At 42.0% G+C, this 16800-nt stretch carries 15 protein-coding genes, 1 tRNA gene, 2 rRNA genes, 1 other RNA gene and 1 other annotated feature; of the genes, 4 read left to right on the forward strand and 15 right to left on the reverse strand.

Annotated features, from left to right (window positions below; genetic code table 11):
* The 8 genes from L634_RS0124630 to tadA form a co-directional block, all read right to left on the reverse strand.
* Window positions 1-290 (reverse strand): 16S ribosomal RNA (locus tag L634_RS0124630); the annotation flags it as partial.
* Window positions 291-563: 273 nt separating this feature from the next.
* The gene (locus tag L634_RS0124635) at window positions 564-827 is read right to left on the reverse strand and encodes a pro-sigmaK processing inhibitor BofA family protein (RefSeq protein WP_026584734.1); all 264 of its coding nucleotides are present in this window, start codon (window positions 825-827) and stop codon (window positions 564-566) included.
* 147 nt (window positions 828-974) lie between these two features.
* Window positions 975-1193 (reverse strand): YaaL family protein, encoded by a 219-nt coding sequence (locus L634_RS0124640; protein ID WP_026584735.1) that lies wholly within the window; start codon window positions 1191-1193, stop codon window positions 975-977.
* Between the two features lie 17 nt (window positions 1194-1210).
* On the reverse strand, window positions 1211-1807 hold the full coding sequence (gene recR / locus L634_RS0124645; RefSeq protein ID WP_026584736.1) for a recombination mediator RecR: 597 nt from the start codon (window positions 1805-1807) through the stop codon (window positions 1211-1213).
* 315 nt (window positions 1808-2122) lie between these two features.
* The gene (locus L634_RS0124650; protein WP_026584737.1) at window positions 2123-2446 is read right to left on the reverse strand and encodes a YbaB/EbfC family nucleoid-associated protein; all 324 of its coding nucleotides are present in this window, start codon (window positions 2444-2446) and stop codon (window positions 2123-2125) included.
* A gap of 21 nt (window positions 2447-2467) precedes the next feature.
* Window positions 2468-4168 carry a DNA polymerase III subunit gamma/tau gene (gene dnaX / locus L634_RS0124655; protein ID WP_026584738.1) on the reverse strand — a complete coding sequence of 567 codons (1701 nt, stop codon included), beginning with the start codon at window positions 4166-4168 and terminating at the stop codon, window positions 2468-2470.
* A gap of 161 nt (window positions 4169-4329) precedes the next feature.
* An RNA gene (gene ffs / locus L634_RS33020) (signal recognition particle sRNA large type) lies at window positions 4330-4594 on the reverse strand.
* Window positions 4595-4673: 79 nt separating this feature from the next.
* Window positions 4674-5210, reverse strand: a complete 537-nt coding sequence (gene tadA / locus L634_RS0124660; protein WP_026584739.1) for a tRNA adenosine(34) deaminase TadA — start codon at window positions 5208-5210, stop codon at window positions 4674-4676.
* A 288-nt stretch (window positions 5211-5498) separates the two neighbouring features.
* Here tadA and L634_RS0124665 point away from each other — a divergent pair, with 288 nt between their 5' ends.
* The 3 genes from L634_RS0124665 to L634_RS0124675 all read left to right on the forward strand — a co-directional run bounded on the left by L634_RS0124665 (window position 5499) and on the right by L634_RS0124675 (window position 8305).
* On the forward strand, window positions 5499-6785 hold the full coding sequence (locus L634_RS0124665) for a LysM peptidoglycan-binding domain-containing protein (protein ID WP_026584740.1): 1287 nt from the start codon (window positions 5499-5501) through the stop codon (window positions 6783-6785).
* A 213-nt stretch (window positions 6786-6998) separates the two neighbouring features.
* Window positions 6999-7640 carry a deoxynucleoside kinase gene (locus L634_RS0124670; protein WP_026584741.1) on the forward strand — a complete coding sequence of 214 codons (642 nt, stop codon included), beginning with the start codon at window positions 6999-7001 and terminating at the stop codon, window positions 7638-7640.
* Window positions 7637-8305 (forward strand): deoxynucleoside kinase, encoded by a 669-nt coding sequence (locus L634_RS0124675; protein WP_026584742.1) that lies wholly within the window; start codon window positions 7637-7639, stop codon window positions 8303-8305. Before L634_RS0124670 ends, L634_RS0124675 begins: the two co-directional genes overlap by 4 nt.
* 264 nt (window positions 8306-8569) lie before the next feature.
* On the opposite strand, the gene L634_RS0124680 is transcribed toward L634_RS0124675, so the two are convergent.
* From L634_RS0124680 to guaB, 6 genes are all read right to left on the reverse strand, one after another.
* Window positions 8570-8662: transfer RNA gene (locus tag L634_RS0124680), tRNA-Ser, on the reverse strand.
* 95 nt (window positions 8663-8757) lie between these two features.
* Window positions 8758-10035 (reverse strand): serine--tRNA ligase, encoded by a 1278-nt coding sequence (gene serS, locus L634_RS0124685; protein WP_026584743.1) that lies wholly within the window; start codon window positions 10033-10035, stop codon window positions 8758-8760.
* A 323-nt stretch (window positions 10036-10358) separates the two neighbouring features.
* Window positions 10359-10591, reverse strand: a binding site (T-box leader).
* 65 nt (window positions 10592-10656) lie between these two features.
* Window positions 10657-11238: a pyridoxal 5'-phosphate synthase glutaminase subunit PdxT gene (gene pdxT, locus L634_RS0124700; protein WP_026584745.1), complete on the reverse strand. Its 582-nt coding sequence runs from the start codon at window positions 11236-11238 to the stop codon at window positions 10657-10659.
* A gap of 11 nt (window positions 11239-11249) precedes the next feature.
* Window positions 11250-12131, reverse strand: coding sequence for a pyridoxal 5'-phosphate synthase lyase subunit PdxS (gene pdxS / locus L634_RS0124705; RefSeq protein WP_026584746.1), 882 nt, complete (start codon window positions 12129-12131; stop codon window positions 11250-11252).
* Between the two features lie 161 nt (window positions 12132-12292).
* Entirely contained in the window at window positions 12293-13597 is a 1305-nt protein-coding gene (locus tag L634_RS0124710; RefSeq protein ID WP_232233837.1) for a D-alanyl-D-alanine carboxypeptidase family protein, read from the reverse strand.
* A gap of 246 nt (window positions 13598-13843) precedes the next feature.
* The gene (gene guaB, locus L634_RS0124715; protein WP_026584748.1) at window positions 13844-15307 is read right to left on the reverse strand and encodes an IMP dehydrogenase; all 1464 of its coding nucleotides are present in this window, start codon (window positions 15305-15307) and stop codon (window positions 13844-13846) included.
* Between the two features lie 112 nt (window positions 15308-15419).
* Between guaB and L634_RS0124720 the strand changes: the two genes are divergently transcribed.
* Entirely contained in the window at window positions 15420-16376 is a 957-nt protein-coding gene (locus L634_RS0124720; RefSeq protein WP_026584749.1) for a YaaC family protein, read from the forward strand.
* A gap of 285 nt (window positions 16377-16661) precedes the next feature.
* Here L634_RS0124720 and rrf read toward each other — a convergent pair.
* Window positions 16662-16778: ribosomal RNA gene (rrf, locus tag L634_RS0124725) — 5S ribosomal RNA — on the reverse strand.
* Between the last annotated feature and the right edge of the window lie 22 nt (window positions 16779-16800).

Genomic DNA, 16800 nt, shown 5'->3' on the forward strand with positions numbered 1-16800 from the left:
ATCGTTGCCTTGGTGAGCCGTTACCTCACCAACTAGCTAATGCGCCGCGGGCCCATCTGTAAGTGATAGCCGAAACCATCTTTCAGCTTTCCCTCATGTGAGGGAAAGAATTATCCGGTATTAGCCCCGGTTTCCCGGAGTTATCCCAGTCTTACAGGCAGGTTGCCCACGTGTTACTCACCCGTCCGCCGCTGACGGTCTGGGAGCAAGCTCCCATCCGTCCGCTCGACTTGCATGTATTAGGCACGCCGCCAGCGTTCGTCCTGAGCCAGGATCAAACTCTCCATATAAGAGTTGATTAAGCTCATAAGTTGTCTTTTCAAAAAAAGACTAAAGAATTAACGTTGACGTTTTTGTTCGTTCAGTTTTCAAAGATCAATCTGCCGCTCGAGGCGACTTTATTAATATATCATTCTCACAACCATATGTCAACACTTTTCTAAGATGTTTTTCAACTCGTTGTGACGACTTTTAATATCTTATCACCACACTATATAACTGTCAACACTATTACCCAAAAAATTTAAAGTAAAAAACAGCCGCTTTTTATGCGGCTGTCATTCTCATATCACCCATGTTTGAATAGCCACAAGAGCAAATAATCCTGGAATGCCTAAAAAACCGGATATGGCTGAAGTAGCCAGGTTAATTGGAACATGTATGCCGAACTGGTTCCCAAAAGCATTTAAGAAAAATAAAAAGAGCGCTCCTATGATAAGTTTAATGGCTCCCTGTCCAATTAATCTTATCGGTTTTACAGGTGCTCCTATAAATAGAAGCACTAATATTAATCCTCCCAAAATGGAGATCACAACTATAGGATCCAAAAGAAAAATCCTCCTCTCAGGAAACTTGTACTACTAATTTATGATTAGCGTGTGCAAAAAAGACCTTTAGAGGAGGACAAGTATAAAGTTTTATTGCCTATTTTATCAAAACACATTCCTGCCAATCGCAAAAACTGGCAAAATGATTTACATACGTACCTTTACATTTCTCTTTTTTGCTTCTTTAAATAGAAAGAAGTATTTTGCTTCAGCCAGCTTTGCCTGGCTGATTGCTTCAGGCGAAGGGTCAAAGCTTTTTTCAGTTAATGACTTCTGATTGTTCCAGTCCGCCTTTAACCGGCTCAGCTGCTCTAATAGCTTCTCATCAAATTCCTTGCGAAGCCACCCTTTTCTTTTAAAAAACATGGATCACGCCTCCGTGTTTAAACTTCTCTTCTTCCTTCCAACGCCTTTGATAAAGTTACTTCGTCAGCATACTCCAGATCTCCTCCGACCGGCAAGCCATGTGCTATTCGTGTAGCCCTAATTCCGGAAGGCTTAATCAAACGGGAAATATACATGGCTGTCGCTTCCCCTTCAATATTCGGATTTGTAGCAAGAATAATCTCTTGAACGGTTTCATCCTGCAGCCGCTTCAATAAATCAGGTATATTGATATCTTCAGGCCCAATCCCATCCATTGGAGAAATCGCTCCATGAAGGACATGGTACAAACCATTGTATTCCTTCATTTTTTCCATCGCTATGACATCTTTAGGATCCTGAACTACACAAATAACCGATCGATCGCGCCTTTGATCTTCACATATATAACAGGGATCCTGATCAGTAATATGACCGCATACAGAGCAATATGACAAATTCCTCTTTGCATTTACGAGTGCCTTTGCAAAATCAAGTACAGTATCTTCCTTCATACTCAAAACAAAAAACGCCAGACGTGCAGCCGTTTTAGGGCCAATTCCAGGCAGTTTCATAAAGCTGTCAATCAGCTTTGATATTGGTTCAGGATAATGCATCTATTTTTCCTCCTATTAAGAAAAGCGGAAGGCGCCTGCCTAAGATGAACGCAGACTAAAAACGCCACGTCCTGTGGCACCGTCTGCATGATCGCATCCTGCGGGCCTCAAGCATAAGCCGAAGGCGCCTGGAGCCAGACAGTTATCGAAGTCTAAAGTTATACATTCTTCTTATCTGTTAAAAGGAAAAGCGCCGCGAGCAAAGAGTCCGCTGAAAATAAATTCCTCAGACAATGTTCGCTGGCGCCCGGCCTGTCCCTCTTATCTGCACCGATTCATTTATCAATACAGCAAGCAATCTTTCAGGAATTATGATTAAAACATTCCTGGCAGGTTCATTCCTTTAGTAAATTGCCCCATTGTATCGTTTGTTAGTTCATCCGCTTTTTTCAGAGCATCGTTCGTAGCAGCAAGCACGAGATCCTGAAGCATGTCGATATCTTCCGGATCTACAACTTCTTCTTTAATATTCACTTCTAAAACCTGTTTATGGCCAGATACGATGACGGTAACCATACCGCCGCCAGCTGTTCCTTCAATTTTCTTTTCTCCTAGCTCTTCCTGTGCTTGAGCCATCTTTTTTTGCATTTTTTGCATTTGCTTCATCATATTTTGCATATTTCCCATTCCACCGCGCATTGTATATTACCTCCAGATATTTTATTCTTTAATTTCAATTAATTCAGGACCAAACAGCTTTACCGCTTCAGCTACATGAGGCTCTTCCTCACTTTTGCTGAAACCTTCGCCTGCATCGTCTCCATCACGCTGGTTACGAAGGAAATCCTCCCTGACCTTTTGCCATTGGTCATCCGGAATTCCGACCAGCTGCAATCTTTTTCCTATGAGCTCAAATAAAACATTAGTTAATATTTCCAAAAACTTGTTATTCTCCATCGCCATTTGACAGTGAATTTCATACTTGAATTTTACTATAAGAGCAGACTCTGATGCAGCAACCGGCTCAGCCTCATTTAAAAGGGCTGCCTGGGAGCGCATTTGATTATGGACAAGCCTGTCAAGCATTTCACCCCATCGGCTCTTCACGGCAATCAAGTCGCTTTTGGTAGCATTTTTTAAAACCTCATTCACTTTTCCAACAGGGGCCTGAAACCCTTTGCGCGAGCTTCTTTGCGGCTTTTTCTGGACGGCAGCTGCAGCGCCGTCATCTTTTGCCGCAATGCCATTTTTCTTTAATTCAGCCAGTTCATATTGCAGCTGTTCTATTTTTTGCACTAGCGGCTGAATGTCTGCAGATTGTGCGGATTTTTCGCTTTTTTCAAGCTGGCAAAGCTTCACAATGGCTACTTCAAGAAAAATCCTAGGGTGATTTGTCCAACGCATTTCCTGCTGGGCTTTATTTAAAACTTCAATCAGCCCGTAGAGTTCTTCCGGATCCATTTCTTGGGAAAGCTGTTGGAACTCTTCGTCAAGCATGACTCTCTCCAGAGATTCCTCAAGCCTTGGGGCAGCTTTGTATAAGAGCATATCCCGATAGTACAGAATAAAATCCTCAATAAAACGGGAGGGATCCTTCCCCTGGAAAAGAAGTTCCTCAAGAAACTCCAAGCCTGATGCTGCATCCCTTTCCCTTACAGCTTTGGCCAGTTTATTCAAGAACCCTTGTGAAACCGCGCCTGTAATTGATAAAGCATCTTCAACTGTCACTCTATCCTGGCTGAAGGAGATGGCCTGGTCAAGCAAACTCAAAGCATCACGCATTCCGCCTTCTGCCGCTCTGGCAATAATCTGCAGTGCCTGGTCTTCACATTCAGCACCTGTTTCATCCACAATCAATTTCATTCTTCCCACAATAGCCTGCGCGGTGATTCTTTTGAAATCAAATCGCTGGCATCGGGAAATGATCGTAAGGGGGATTTTATGAGGTTCTGTAGTCGCCAGTATAAAAATAACATGCTTTGGCGGTTCTTCAAGAGTTTTTAAAAGGGCATTAAACGCCCCAATGGAAAGCATATGCACTTCATCCACAATATAAACCTTATACTTCACAGCGTTTGGTGCATATTTAACTTTATCCCTTATATCCCTGATTTCTTCTACCCCATTATTGGAGGCAGCATCAATTTCAATGACATCAGGAATAGAGCCATCTGTAATTCCTCTGCAAGCTGCACACTCATTGCAGGGTTCGGTTACAGGGGCCTTTTCACAGTTAACAGCTTTAGCCAAAATTTTGGCTGCACTCGTTTTTCCGGTTCCCCGAGGACCTGAAAACAAATAGGCATGTGATATTTTCTCCTGAAGCAGGGCGTTTTGCAAAGTCTTTGTCACATGTTCCTGCCCGACAACATCTATAAACTGCTGCGGACGCCAAACACGATATAAAGCTTGATAACTCACTATGACGCCCTCCTTCCTATGTATAGTCCTTCATCTATTATAACGTATCTAAATTCCTTTTTACAAAAGGTAGACCAAATTAATTTTCCAGTTTTCACATCCCTTTTGCAAAACAAAAAACCCACCCTTTGCAGGATGAGTTTTATTTACAATATAAACTGCCGTGCACCTTCCTTCGACTGACGCCCATAGGCGTTACTTAAGCAGTTAGCTCGGCCCAGGCAACCCTGCGGCACATGGGAGCGTCCACTTAATGCTGCTTCCTTCCGGACCTGACATGGTTCATGGATTCCCATTGCGCAGGACCCAGGCGTCAACACCACTTACTTAAGGCAGGCCCTACAGGACATCAGCCTCGGGAAGGGATTCAGCCTCGCTAGAGCGGATTGCGAGTACAGGGCACCGCTACCTCCCCGCCTAGCACGGCAAAGTTGATACCATATTTAGTTGCGTCTTTATCCGACGCATTTATAAGTATACTAAGATTCAACAAAAAAAGCAATGCTTATCCATTGTCAATTCCTGTATCATGTTCCAGCTGCATCAATTGCCTTCTCTTTTTCTCTTCTTTCTTGCGTCTTCTCAGTTCCCTAAAAAAGCTGGAGAGCAATTCTCCGCATTCATTTTCAAGGACTCCTGACACGACCTCACTCTTGTGATTGAATCGTTCATCCTGCAAAAGGTTCATAAGTGTGCCGGCACATCCGCCCTTCGGATCTTTTGCACCATAAACCACTTTTTTTATCCGTGATAAGATAATGGATCCTGAACACATGGGACAAGGCTCAAGCGTCACATAAAGGACAGCATTCTCCAGCCTCCATGTCCCCAGCCTTTTACATGCCTGGTCGATGGCAAGCAATTCAGCATGGGCAATGGCATTTTGATTGGATTCCCGCAAGTTATGGGCACGCGCAATAATTTCCCCATCCAAAACAATAATTGCGCCAATAGGAACTTCTTCCATAGATTCTGCAATTTTTGCTTCTTTAATGGCTTCTCTCATATACAATTCATCTACATTTCTAGATGCTTCCGTCAAATAACTTCATTCCTTCTTAAATACTTTACTCTGCCGCTTTGCAACAACTGACCGTTTTAAGAAATATCCTTGCCAAAAAGGCATTAAAAGTTGCAGAACCAATTACCATGATAATGAAATGTCTCAGGGTGATGAAAAAGATATAAAGGAGATAAATCCTCCTCTGAAAACAATTATAACATTTCTTCCCTGTTCCCTTCATAAAATGGTAGCAGTGTATTCTGCCGAATGTCAGCGTATCGATTTTACCAAGGTATTAGAGCCATGTTTTTCAGGGAGGGAGATAGATTGCAAATCCATGTTGTACAGCAAAATCAGACTTTAACCGGCATCGCCCAGGCTTATGGCACAACAGTTGAGGATCTTGTAGAGGCAAATGAAATTCCAAATCCAAATAACCTGGTGATAGGCCAAACACTTGTTATTCCGATAGTAGGAAGCTTTTATTGGGTTCAGCCAGGTGATAGTCTTTATTCGATTTCAAGGAAGTTCGGCATCTCATATCAGCAGCTTGCATCAGTCAATAACATCTCTGTAAACCAGCCGCTGCAAATTGGGTTCAGGCTTTATATCCCGCCTCGTCCGAAAGTGAATGCAGATTTTAATGCATATGTTGAACCAAGAGGAACCACTGTAGCACCGGAACTGGTAAACAGTGCAAGGGAAGCAGCGCCATACCTGACATATTTAGCACCTTTCAGTTTTCAGGCTCTTCGTGATGGTTCTTTGAAGGAGCCGCCTCTTAATGAATTACCTGCCATAGCCAGAGCGAACAACAATGTATTGATGATGGTCATCACCAACCTGGAAAACGAGCAATTTAATGATGAACTGGGACGAATCCTGTTAAATGATATGGCTATTCAGGAAAAATTTTTAAATAACATAGTAACTACAGCAAAGAAGCATGGATTCAGGGATATTCACTTCGATTTTGAATATTTGCGTCCTGAAGACCGTGAAGCCTATAATTCCTTCCTGCGAAAAGCAAAGGAAAGGTTCAGGCAGGAAGGATGGATGATTTCCACTGCTTTGGCTCCTAAAACGAGTGCCACCCAAAAGGGCCGGTGGTATGAAGCGCACGATTACAGAGCGCACGGGGAAATTGTCGATTTTGTTATCATCATGACTTATGAATGGGGGTACAGCGGCGGTCCTCCCATGGCTGTATCCCCCATTGGGCCAGTCAGGCAAGTATTAGAATTCGCAGTTAGTGAAATGCCGCCTTCAAAGATTTTGATGGGACAAAATCTATATGGCTACGATTGGACTCTTCCTTTTGTACAGGGGACAACCGCAAAAGCTGTAAGCCCGCAGCAGGCTATTCAAATAGCAGCCGAAAATAACGTTGCCATTCAATACGATTACAACGCGCAGGCTCCATTTTTCAATTATACAGCCCCCGATGGAAAGAGACATGAGGTATGGTTTGAAGATGCCCGTTCCATCCAGGCAAAATTTGATTTAATAAAAGAATTAAATCTGCGGGGAATGAGCTATTGGAAATTGGGCCTATCATTCCCGCAAAATTGGCTATTGATTACTGATAATTTTAATGTCACAAAAAGAGCTTGATTTTAAAAACAGCTGTCACATGCAGGCGGCTGTTTTTCTATTATTCAGAATTTATTGGACCATTTTCTTATTTCCAGCCTAAATTCGATATCCCTTCCACAGTATAGTGTGATAAAATAATTTTTGCGTCGTTTTTTAACGTATTTTTTCACAATGATCCTGTCTAATGCAGATGGTTTTAATAGAGAAAAGGCAGAGTAGGAGGACAATCTTATGGGGGGAATACCTTTTATAACTGTTGAGGGGCCTATTGGCGTAGGGAAAACATCACTCGCTAAAGCAATCTCTGAAAAGTTTCACTATGCACTGTTAAAAGAAATTGTCGATGAAAATCCTTTCTTAGGCAAATTCTATGAAAACATTGAAGAATGGAGCTTCCAGACAGAAATGTTTTTCTTATGCAACCGGTACAAACAGCTGGTTGATATAAATAATCATTACTTAAATCAAAATAAGCCTGTAGTAGCTGATTACCATATATTCAAGAATTTAATTTTTGCACAGCGGACATTGAACCAGAACGAGTATCAGAAATATTTGAAGATATACGATATCCTCACTGGCGATATGCCGAAACCAAATGTCATTATCTATCTAAATGCGAGCCTGGAAACTTTGCTTGACCGAATTGAACTGAGAGGACGCGAGATTGAAAAGAATATCAGTCCATTATATTTAGAGCAATTATCACTTGATTATGAAACGGCTATGAATGAGTTCGAAAGGCAGCACCCTGACATTCCTGTCATTCGTTTTAATGGCGATAATCTGGATTTTGTAAAAAATGAAGCAGACTTAGAGCATATATTCGATACACTGTCCACATCATTAAGAAAGAGGAGCATACAATTATGAATTTAAGGCAAAAATACGAGATTCCCTCGAATTCCGTAATTACGATTGCAGGAACAGTCGGAGTCGGGAAATCAACGATGACGAATGCACTTGCGAACGCACTCGGGTTCCGAACATCTTTCGAAAAGGTAGATACGAATCCTTATCTTGATAAATTTTATGCAGATTTCAATCGCTGGAGCTTCCACCTCCAAGTTTACTTCCTTGCAGAACGGTTCAAGGATCAGAAGCGCATCTTTGAATATGGCGGCGGCTTTGTCCAGGATCGCTCCATTTATGAAGATACAGGCATTTTCGCGAGAATGCATTACGAAAAAGGAACTATGTCCAAGGTAGATTATGAAACATATACAAGCTTATTTGATGCCATGGTTATGACCCCTTACTTCCCACATCCGGATTTGCTTATTTATTTGGAAGGTTCCCTTGATGACATTCTGTCCCGTATTCAGGAGCGCGGCCGTCCAATGGAACAGCAAACACCAATAGCGTACTGGGAGGAGATGCATCAGCGTTATGAAGACTGGATCAATAGCTTCAACGCCTGCCCTGTTCTTCGCTTAAACATTAATGATTATGACATTATCCAGAACGAACAATCCATTGAACCAATTGTTGAACGAGTATCCTATTTTCTTAAACAAACTCAATTATTGAAAAAATAAAGTGAAACTTCCATCAGTGAGGATTTTCCTTCAACCCCATTGATGGTTATTTGAACCAATCGGGCTTTTGCGGAAGCTGATCCCCCACTAATCCTTTATGATTCCCTCGATAGTCTTGAAGCGGGGGCCTTACTGCCCGTTAATGAAGGATAAACCGCTGAGAAGCGGTTTTTTTCATATGTAAAAATAACAAAAAAACCGCTACATTAAATGTAGCGGTTTTATGTATCTCCAATTTATGCGCGTGTTAGATGTCAATTATAATGGAGGAGGAAAGGGGATTCGAACCCCTGCGCGGTTTGACCCGCCTGTCGGTTTTCAAGACCGATCCCTTCAGCCAGACTTGGGTATTCCTCCGTATCGACAAGAAATACTATACCATCTTATTAATGACATGTCAACATTATTTTTTAAAAAAACTGAGCGGGTATAAAACCCGCCAACATTTTCTATTAAGGCTTAATCACTTCACGATTGCCCATATATGGACGCAGTACTTCCGGAATTACGACACTTCCGTCTGCCTGCTGGTAGTTTTCCAGAATGGCTGCTACCGTGCGGCCGATCGCAAGGCCAGATCCATTCAATGTGTGAACATGTTCCGGCTTGCCTTTAGCTTCACGGCGGAAACGGATATTCGCGCGTCTTGCCTGGAAGCTTTCGAAATTGCTGCAAGAAGAGATTTCTCTATATGTGTTATAGCTCGGAATCCAAACTTCGATATCATACTTCTTCGCAGCGGTAAAACCAAGATCTCCTGTACACATGCTCATAACCCTATATGGTAAGCCTAGCATCTGAAGAACCTTTTCCGCATGTCCTGTCAGCTTTTCAAGTTCATCATAAGACTCTTCAGGCTTCACAAATTTCACAAGCTCCACTTTGTTAAATTGATGCTGGCGGATCAATCCTCGGGTATCACGTCCTGCAGACCCTGCTTCAGAACGGAAGCATGCACTGAATGCCGCATAGTTAATCGGAAGCTCGTCTGCATTAAGAATCTCTTCCCTATGCATATTGGTTACAGGCACCTCAGCGGTTGGGATCAAGAAATAATCTTCACTTTCAATTAGGAATGCATCTTCTTCGAATTTCGGAAGCTGACCTGTTCCAGTCATGCTTGCACGGTTGACCATGTATGGAGGAAGAACTTCCTTATAGCCATGCTCTTCTGTGTGCAAATCAAGCATAAAGTTGAATAATGCGCGCTCAAGGCGTGCACCAAGACCCTTATAAAATACAAAGCGGCTTCCCGTCACTTTGCCTGCACGTTCAAAATCAAGCAGATCAAGATCAGTTGCTACATCCCAATGCGGCTTTGGCTCGAAATCAAATTCACGTACTTCTCCCCATTTGCGGATTTCCACATTATCCTCTTCTGTTTCTCCGACAGGGACGCTCTCATGAGGAATGTTTGGGATGCTCAGCAGCAATTGATCCAATTCTTCTTCAACCGTGCGGAGCTCCTCATCCAATGCTTTAATTTTATCGCCCACTTCTCTCATTTCTGCGATTAAGTGGTCGGCATCCTGCTTTTCGCGTTTTAATGCAGCGACCTGCTGTGATACTTCATTTCTTTTGCTTTTCAGCTGCTCTGCTTCTACAATCAATTCACGTCTTTTAACATCCAGATCTTCGAATTTTCCCAGATCCGTTAAATCTTCACCACGGTGCTGAAGCTTGTTTTTCACATCTTCAAAATTGGCTCTTAAATACTTAATGTCCAGCATTTTTAGTACCTCCTGAAAAATAGTTATAAAAATTGCTGCTTATAAATACTGCCCGTTGATTTCGGCACAGGGTACTCGCTTTCCACGGGGCTGCCGGGAGTCTCCTCGAAGCTCTGCGTCTGCGGAGTCTCCTTTGGTACGCTACTCCCGTAGGACATTGAATAAGCTCCTCTGAATTAACACCTCGTCGTAAGAAAATGCGGTAGCATTTTCGAGGATCTCGCGCCCTCCGCTCCAATCAACTCAGCGGTTAACCTTAGGTAGCTGCCAAAGGCAACAAACTTTACTAAATAGCCAAAAACACAAAAAACTCCCGTCCCCAAAAAAGGGACGAGAGTTACCCGCGTTGCCACCCTAGTTGAAAGCATAGGCTTTCCACCTTAAAATCATAACGGTTTTAACCGAAAGCATTTACTCTTCTTAGCAGCAAATCTGACTGCCAAGTGTTCCATGCTTTGCTCGAGGATGGATTCGCAGGGTTTATTCACCGGTTTTCACCAGCCACCGGCTCTCTTAAGAACAAATTCCTGTTACTAGTTCCTCTCATTGCTTTAGCTATAAGATTTTTTGTAATTCATAATGTACTACAATTATGTTCCTTTTGCAACCAAAATATTCAAATTAAGATTGCTTAGATTCTTTAATCATATCAATGAAATAAGCTGTCAGGCGGTGGTCGTCTGTAAGCTCCGGATGAAATGAACATCCAAGGAACCTGCCTTCACGGGCAGCAACAATACGGTCGTTGTGCTTAGCCAGGATTTCGACATTCTCCCCTGCTTCCACAATATGCGGCGCCCGGATAAAGACTGCTGCAAAATCTTCGGCTACTCCCGCAATATCCAGATCTGCTTCAAAACTTTCCCGTTGGCGGCCGAATGAGTTTCTTTCTACTTGAACATTCATTACACCTATATGCGGCTCATCATAGCCAATAATGTTATTTGACAGAAGAATTAAGCCTGCACAGGTTCCGAACATCGGTTTGCCTGAGCCAGCAAATTCCTTTAGACTATCCATAAAGTCATACTTATCAATCAAGCGGCGCATTGTCGTGCTTTCGCCGCCAGGCAAAATAAGCCCGTCCACCTCATTAAGCTGCTCTTTACGCTTGATAACTACAGCTTCTGCACCACACGCTTCTATGGACCGCACATGCTCTCTGACAGCCCCCTGAAGCCCTAAAACTCCAACCTTAATCATTCTAATTCTCCTTACCAGCCGCGCTCCTGCATACGAGCTTCTGGAGCCAATGAAGCAATTTCAATTCCCTTCATTGGTGTACCCAGCTCTTTTGAAAGTTCAGCAATTAATTTGTAGTCTTGGTAATGTGTTGTTGCTTCAACGATTGCACGTGCAAATTTAGCCGGATTTTCTGATTTGAAAATACCAGAACCAACAAAAACTCCGTCAGCTCCAAGCTCCATCATCAAAGCGGCATCTGCAGGTGTTGCAACACCGCCTGCTGCGAAGTTTACTACTGGAAGGCGTCCAAGGCTTTTGATTTCAAGAAGAAGCTCATATGGTGCTCCCAGAAGCTTAGCTTCCGTCATTAATTCATCTTCGTTCATGCCAACAACTTTGCGGACTTGGGCATTTACCTTGCGGATATGGCGGACAGCTTCAACAATATTTCCTGTTCCTGGTTCGCCTTTTGTACGAAGCATGGATGCACCTTCACCGATACGGCGGGCTGCTTCGCCTAAATCACGGCATCCGCAAACGAAAGGAACTGTATAGTCTCTTTTGTTAAGATGGTATTCTTCATCTGCAGGAGTCAAAACTTCACTTTCGTCTATGTAATCTACACCCATCGCCTCAAGCAGACGCGCTTCGACAATATGTCCAATACGTGCTTTTGCCATGACAGGGATTGAAACTGCTCCCATCACTTCCTCCACAATGCGCGGATCTGCCATGCGGGCAACGCCGCCTGCTGCACGGATATCGGAAGGAACACGCTCAAGTGCCATTACAGCAACAGCACCAGCTTCTTCTGCTATTTTTGCCTGCTCTGCGTTAACAACGTCCATAATGACGCCGCCCTTTTGCATTTCTGCCATTCCACGTTTAACTCGATCTGTACCTGTCTTCATGTTTATCCCCCTTCATAAATACCATCTCACTTCGATGGGTTAAATATTATGATAAAAATAATTTTTCAAAAAAAGGAAAATATATTGCTTTGCTCGTAATTTTCCCTATTGAAAATATGCAATGAAAAAGGGCTCCTGTCAAGACAGGAAAGCCCTTTTCTTTAAAACCAACCTTTTACAGCTGTGGAAACACTGCCCCAAACGTCTCCAAAGAAACCGCCGATGCTTCGCATCATTAGTACAAACCAGTTTGCTTTTTCGACATTTTCAGCAGCTACTACATCTACCTGGATATTGCCTTTGCCTTTATCAGATAAAAACGCCAGCTTGCCGTCTTCTGAAGACTCAATTGTTAGATAGCCAATCTTTTCGCCTTTTTTAATAGGAGCTGTTAATTCGCCATCTTCGTTTAACTTCTTTTCGTCAAGCACAAGAACAGGCTTAAAGTTTTCTTTTTCGCCATTCTTGACGACCATTTCAATCGGATCCTTGGATACGATTTTTACCTTATCTTCTTTTCCTTTTACAACAGGAACCGTTTTTTGTCCCTTTACCTGATAGTTCTCAGGCAAAATCTCTTGCTTTGAGAAGTTGCTGAAGCCATAGTCAAACATTTTCTTTGTTTCATCAAATCTTGACTTATAGGTAGCCTGGCCATTCTCGCCTTTTGCATTCATCACAACACTGATGTAACGGTTGCCATCTCTTAGGGCTGTTCCAGTAAAACAGTATCCGGCAAAGTCTGTAGTACCTGTTTTAAGGCCGTCTACGCCCTCATATCCGAATACAAGCTCTGGAAGCATCCAGTTCCAGTTTTCCATCTTAATTTCATCATCTGTGCCTTCTCTGAAAGTCTTTCTAGGTGTACTGGCTGTCTCCAATACTTCAGGGAATCTGTTGATTAATTCTTTTGCCAGCAGCGCTGTATCTTTTGCTGACATTACATTCTCTTCTTCCGGACCGCCTGCAGGAGGAGTTCCTTTCAGATCGCGGTTATTTAAACCAGTTGAGTTTACAAATTTATAATCATTTAAACCAAGTTCAGCAGCTTTTTCATTCATCATTTTGACGAAGTTCTTTTCCGAACCTGCAATGGTTTCAGCTATAGCAATCGTAGCGCCATTGGCTGAGTAGATTGTCATTGCTTCGTAAAGCTCACGAATATTATACTTTCCATCTCTGCGCAAAGGCACATTAGACAATGCACGGTCTTGTGAAACTTTCCATACATATTCACTTACTGCGTATTCCTGGTCCCATTTCACTCGGCCTTCTTCAACCGCCTCAAGAAGCAGGTATTCAGTCATAATTTTTGTCATACTCGCAATGCCCAAGACTTTATCCGCATTTTTCTGATACAAAATTTTTCCGGTCTCTGCATCTACTAAAATAGCAGCATCTGCATTAATATTTAAAATATCTTCTGCACTCGCTTTATTTAAACCAGGTAAAAGGCCTAATAGCATAACCAAGGCAAGGAATCCAGCAACAGACTTACGATAAAATGTTTTTTTCAATTTACTGCCCTCCAACGTATTAATACACTTTTGTTATTTTATCATAACTCTTATTTAAAAAATAGATAGAGTAATTACCTATTCCTGCCTAAATAAATAGCATGATAGGCCCACTGTTATTTATTAGTATTTTCCTAGCCCTATATCCCTGCATTAAAAAAGCAGAGGAGGTTTCCCTTCTCTGCTTGCGTAAGTTTATAGCGAGTAATTTGGAGCTTCTTTTGTTATTTGTATATCATGAGGATGGCTTTCCCGCAATCCTGCACCTGTCATTTTAATAAATTGTGCATTTTCACGAAGCTCCTGCAGATCTTTTGTTCCGCAATAGCCCATGCCTGAGCGTATGCCGCCTACAAGCTGATAAATCGTATCGGCTAGAGGCCCTTTATAAGCAATTCGCCCTTCGATTCCTTCTGGAACAAACTTTTTGTTGTCTTCCTGGAAGTAACGGTCTTTTGAACCTTTTTCCATCGCAGCAACTGAGCCCATTCCTCTGTATACTTTAAATCGGCGACCCTGGAATATTTCCGTTTCTCCAGGGCTTTCAGAAACACCTGCAAGCAAACTTCCGAGCATTACGGCATGTCCGCCTGCAGCCAGTGCCTTAACGATATCTCCTGAATATTTAATGCCGCCATCAGCAATGATTGATTTCCCATGCTTGCGAGCCTCAGTTGCACAGTCATAAACAGCTGTTATTTGTGGAACACCAACACCTGCTACTACACGTGTTGTACAAATAGATCCAGGTCCAATTCCAACTTTTACAATGTCTGCACCAGCTTCAATTAAATCTTTTGTAGCCTCAGCAGTCGCCACATTTCCGGCAATGATGGCAAGATCCGGATACGCACCGCGTATTTCACGAACTGTATCCAGTACACCCTTTGAATGGCCGTGTGCTGTATCAACCACAATTACATCTACCTGCGATTTTACAAGCATCTCTACACGTTTCATTGTGTCGCCAGTTACGCCAACTGCAGCACCAGCCAAAAGGCGTCCGCGTTCATCTTTGGCAGAATTAGGGAATTCAATGACTTTCTCAATATCTTTAATTGTTATTAACCCTTTAAGAACTCCATCAGCATCTACAAGCGGCAATTTTTCAATTTTATGCTGCTGAAGGATTTTTTCTGCTTCCTCTAACGTGGTTCCAACTGGAGCAGTTACAAGGTTTTCTTTCGTCATGACATCTGAAATTTTAATCGAATAGTCCTGAATAAAGCGGAGGTCACGATTTGTCAAAATGCCAACAAGCTTTTGTTCCTCTGTGTTATTTACAATTGGAACACCGGAAATACGATATTTGCCCATTAAATGTTCAGCATCAAACACTTGTTGTTCTGGAGTAAGGAAAAATGGGTCTGTAATAACGCCGCTTTCTGAACGCTTTACTTTATCAACCTGATCGGCCTGCTGTTCTATGGACATATTCTTGTGAATAATCCCAAGTCCGCCTTGGCGAGCCATTGAAATAGCCATTTCAGCTTCAGTAACAGTATCCATACCGGCACTGATAATTGGAATATTGAGTGCAATCTTTTCAGTCAAATTTACTTTAAGGCTTACATCACGCGGTAATACCTCTGATTTGGATGGAACGAGCAATACATCATCAAACGTTAAACCCTCTTTTGCAAACTTAGTTTCCCACATCTTTTTTGACCTCCTGGACTCAAAAATATTATTAGTAGGTTATCAATTGGACAAAATACTGTCAAGAACAGATTAATATGTTGGATTTTTCTAAAGATTCGGAGGTTTTACTGTGATTCATCCATATGACCATGGAAACTCCTTTTTATATTTCTTTTCCGCCAGTACTTCTCAGGAATTTTTACAAAACTGCTACCAAAAACTCAATCTGGAACAAGCGGAGCAAAAAAGTTATGAAAACAGCTATCCTTTTATATACTACCTAGAACATGGACAAGTATACTATGAGCAGGCAGAGAAGGCTCCATTCATTATTAAGCCCATTCTCTTTTTTTATGGGTTAGTCCATCTTGTAAAAGCGTGCATTTTGACGGTGGATCCCAATTATCCTGAGACCACTTCGGTTTTGGCTCATGGCGTCTCAACAAGAAAAAGAAAAAAACAGCAATATAATTTTTTTCAGGATGAAGTAAAATTCCAAAAAAGCGGACTCTTCCCCTATATGGGAGAAAAATTGTTTCACATGAAACATTTGGAAGGAGAAAAAGCAACCATGGGGGATCTGTTCAGCCAAATAGCTGAACTAAATTATTTGTATAGCCAAACAGAAGGCAGGAATACTTTTTTGGAAATGGAGCAGCTGAGGGATTTGTTCGTTTTGCCTAAAAAAGTTTTGGATTCTTTCCATATGACTGAGACTCGTTTTGTAGAGTATCTCCAAGCCAAATCAGATGCTAATATTCATTTCCAGGGGAATGAGGAATCATCATTAAGCTTTATGATGAAAAACGTTAATACATATCATTTCAAGCCTTTAAAATATAGCATTGAAAATAACAAGTTCTATTTCCCGTTGGCCAGGGAAGGACTTATTGATTTCCCCGAACTGTTAATCCATTATTTGCTGCTGTATAACTTAAGTATGATTGCCCGTTACGAAACGGAGTGGTGGAGTGAATTAATCAAAATGATGCCAAACAAGGACTACCCGTTTATCCAATCTTTCCTGCAAATTACAGCTAAAAAGGGACCATATTTGATCTACCAGTATTTAATGGATAAAAAGTAGTGAAGTTGTTATAGGAGTTTTATTATTTAGATATAGTCTTTTTATTAGTTAAAACGATTGCTTTAAAATTTGAATATCCCTGCTTCAGCTATAGGGGTTATGTATAAAAGGTGGATTTTTAAGAGCTGAGAGTCTTAAAAATGGCGCAATAAACTAACTGACTGATAATTAGGAGGAAGTGACCGATAATCTGTAAATGAAGCTAAGCCATTCCAAATTTTAAACTATTCACAAACCGACTTTTGGATACACAAAAAGAGCACCTATTCAGGTGCTCTTTCAGTTGCCCGGCAGCGTCCTACTCTCACAGGGGGACAGCCCCCAACTACCATCGGCGCTGAGAAGCTTAACTTCCGTGTTCGGCATGGGAACGGGTGTGACCTTCTCGCTATCGCCACCAGACTATTTGGTTTGAAGAAAGGTC

It is taken from the genome of Bacillus sp. J33 (genome assembly GCF_000518885.1).
Taxonomy (GTDB): Bacteria; Bacillota; Bacilli; order Bacillales; family Cytobacillaceae; genus Cytobacillus.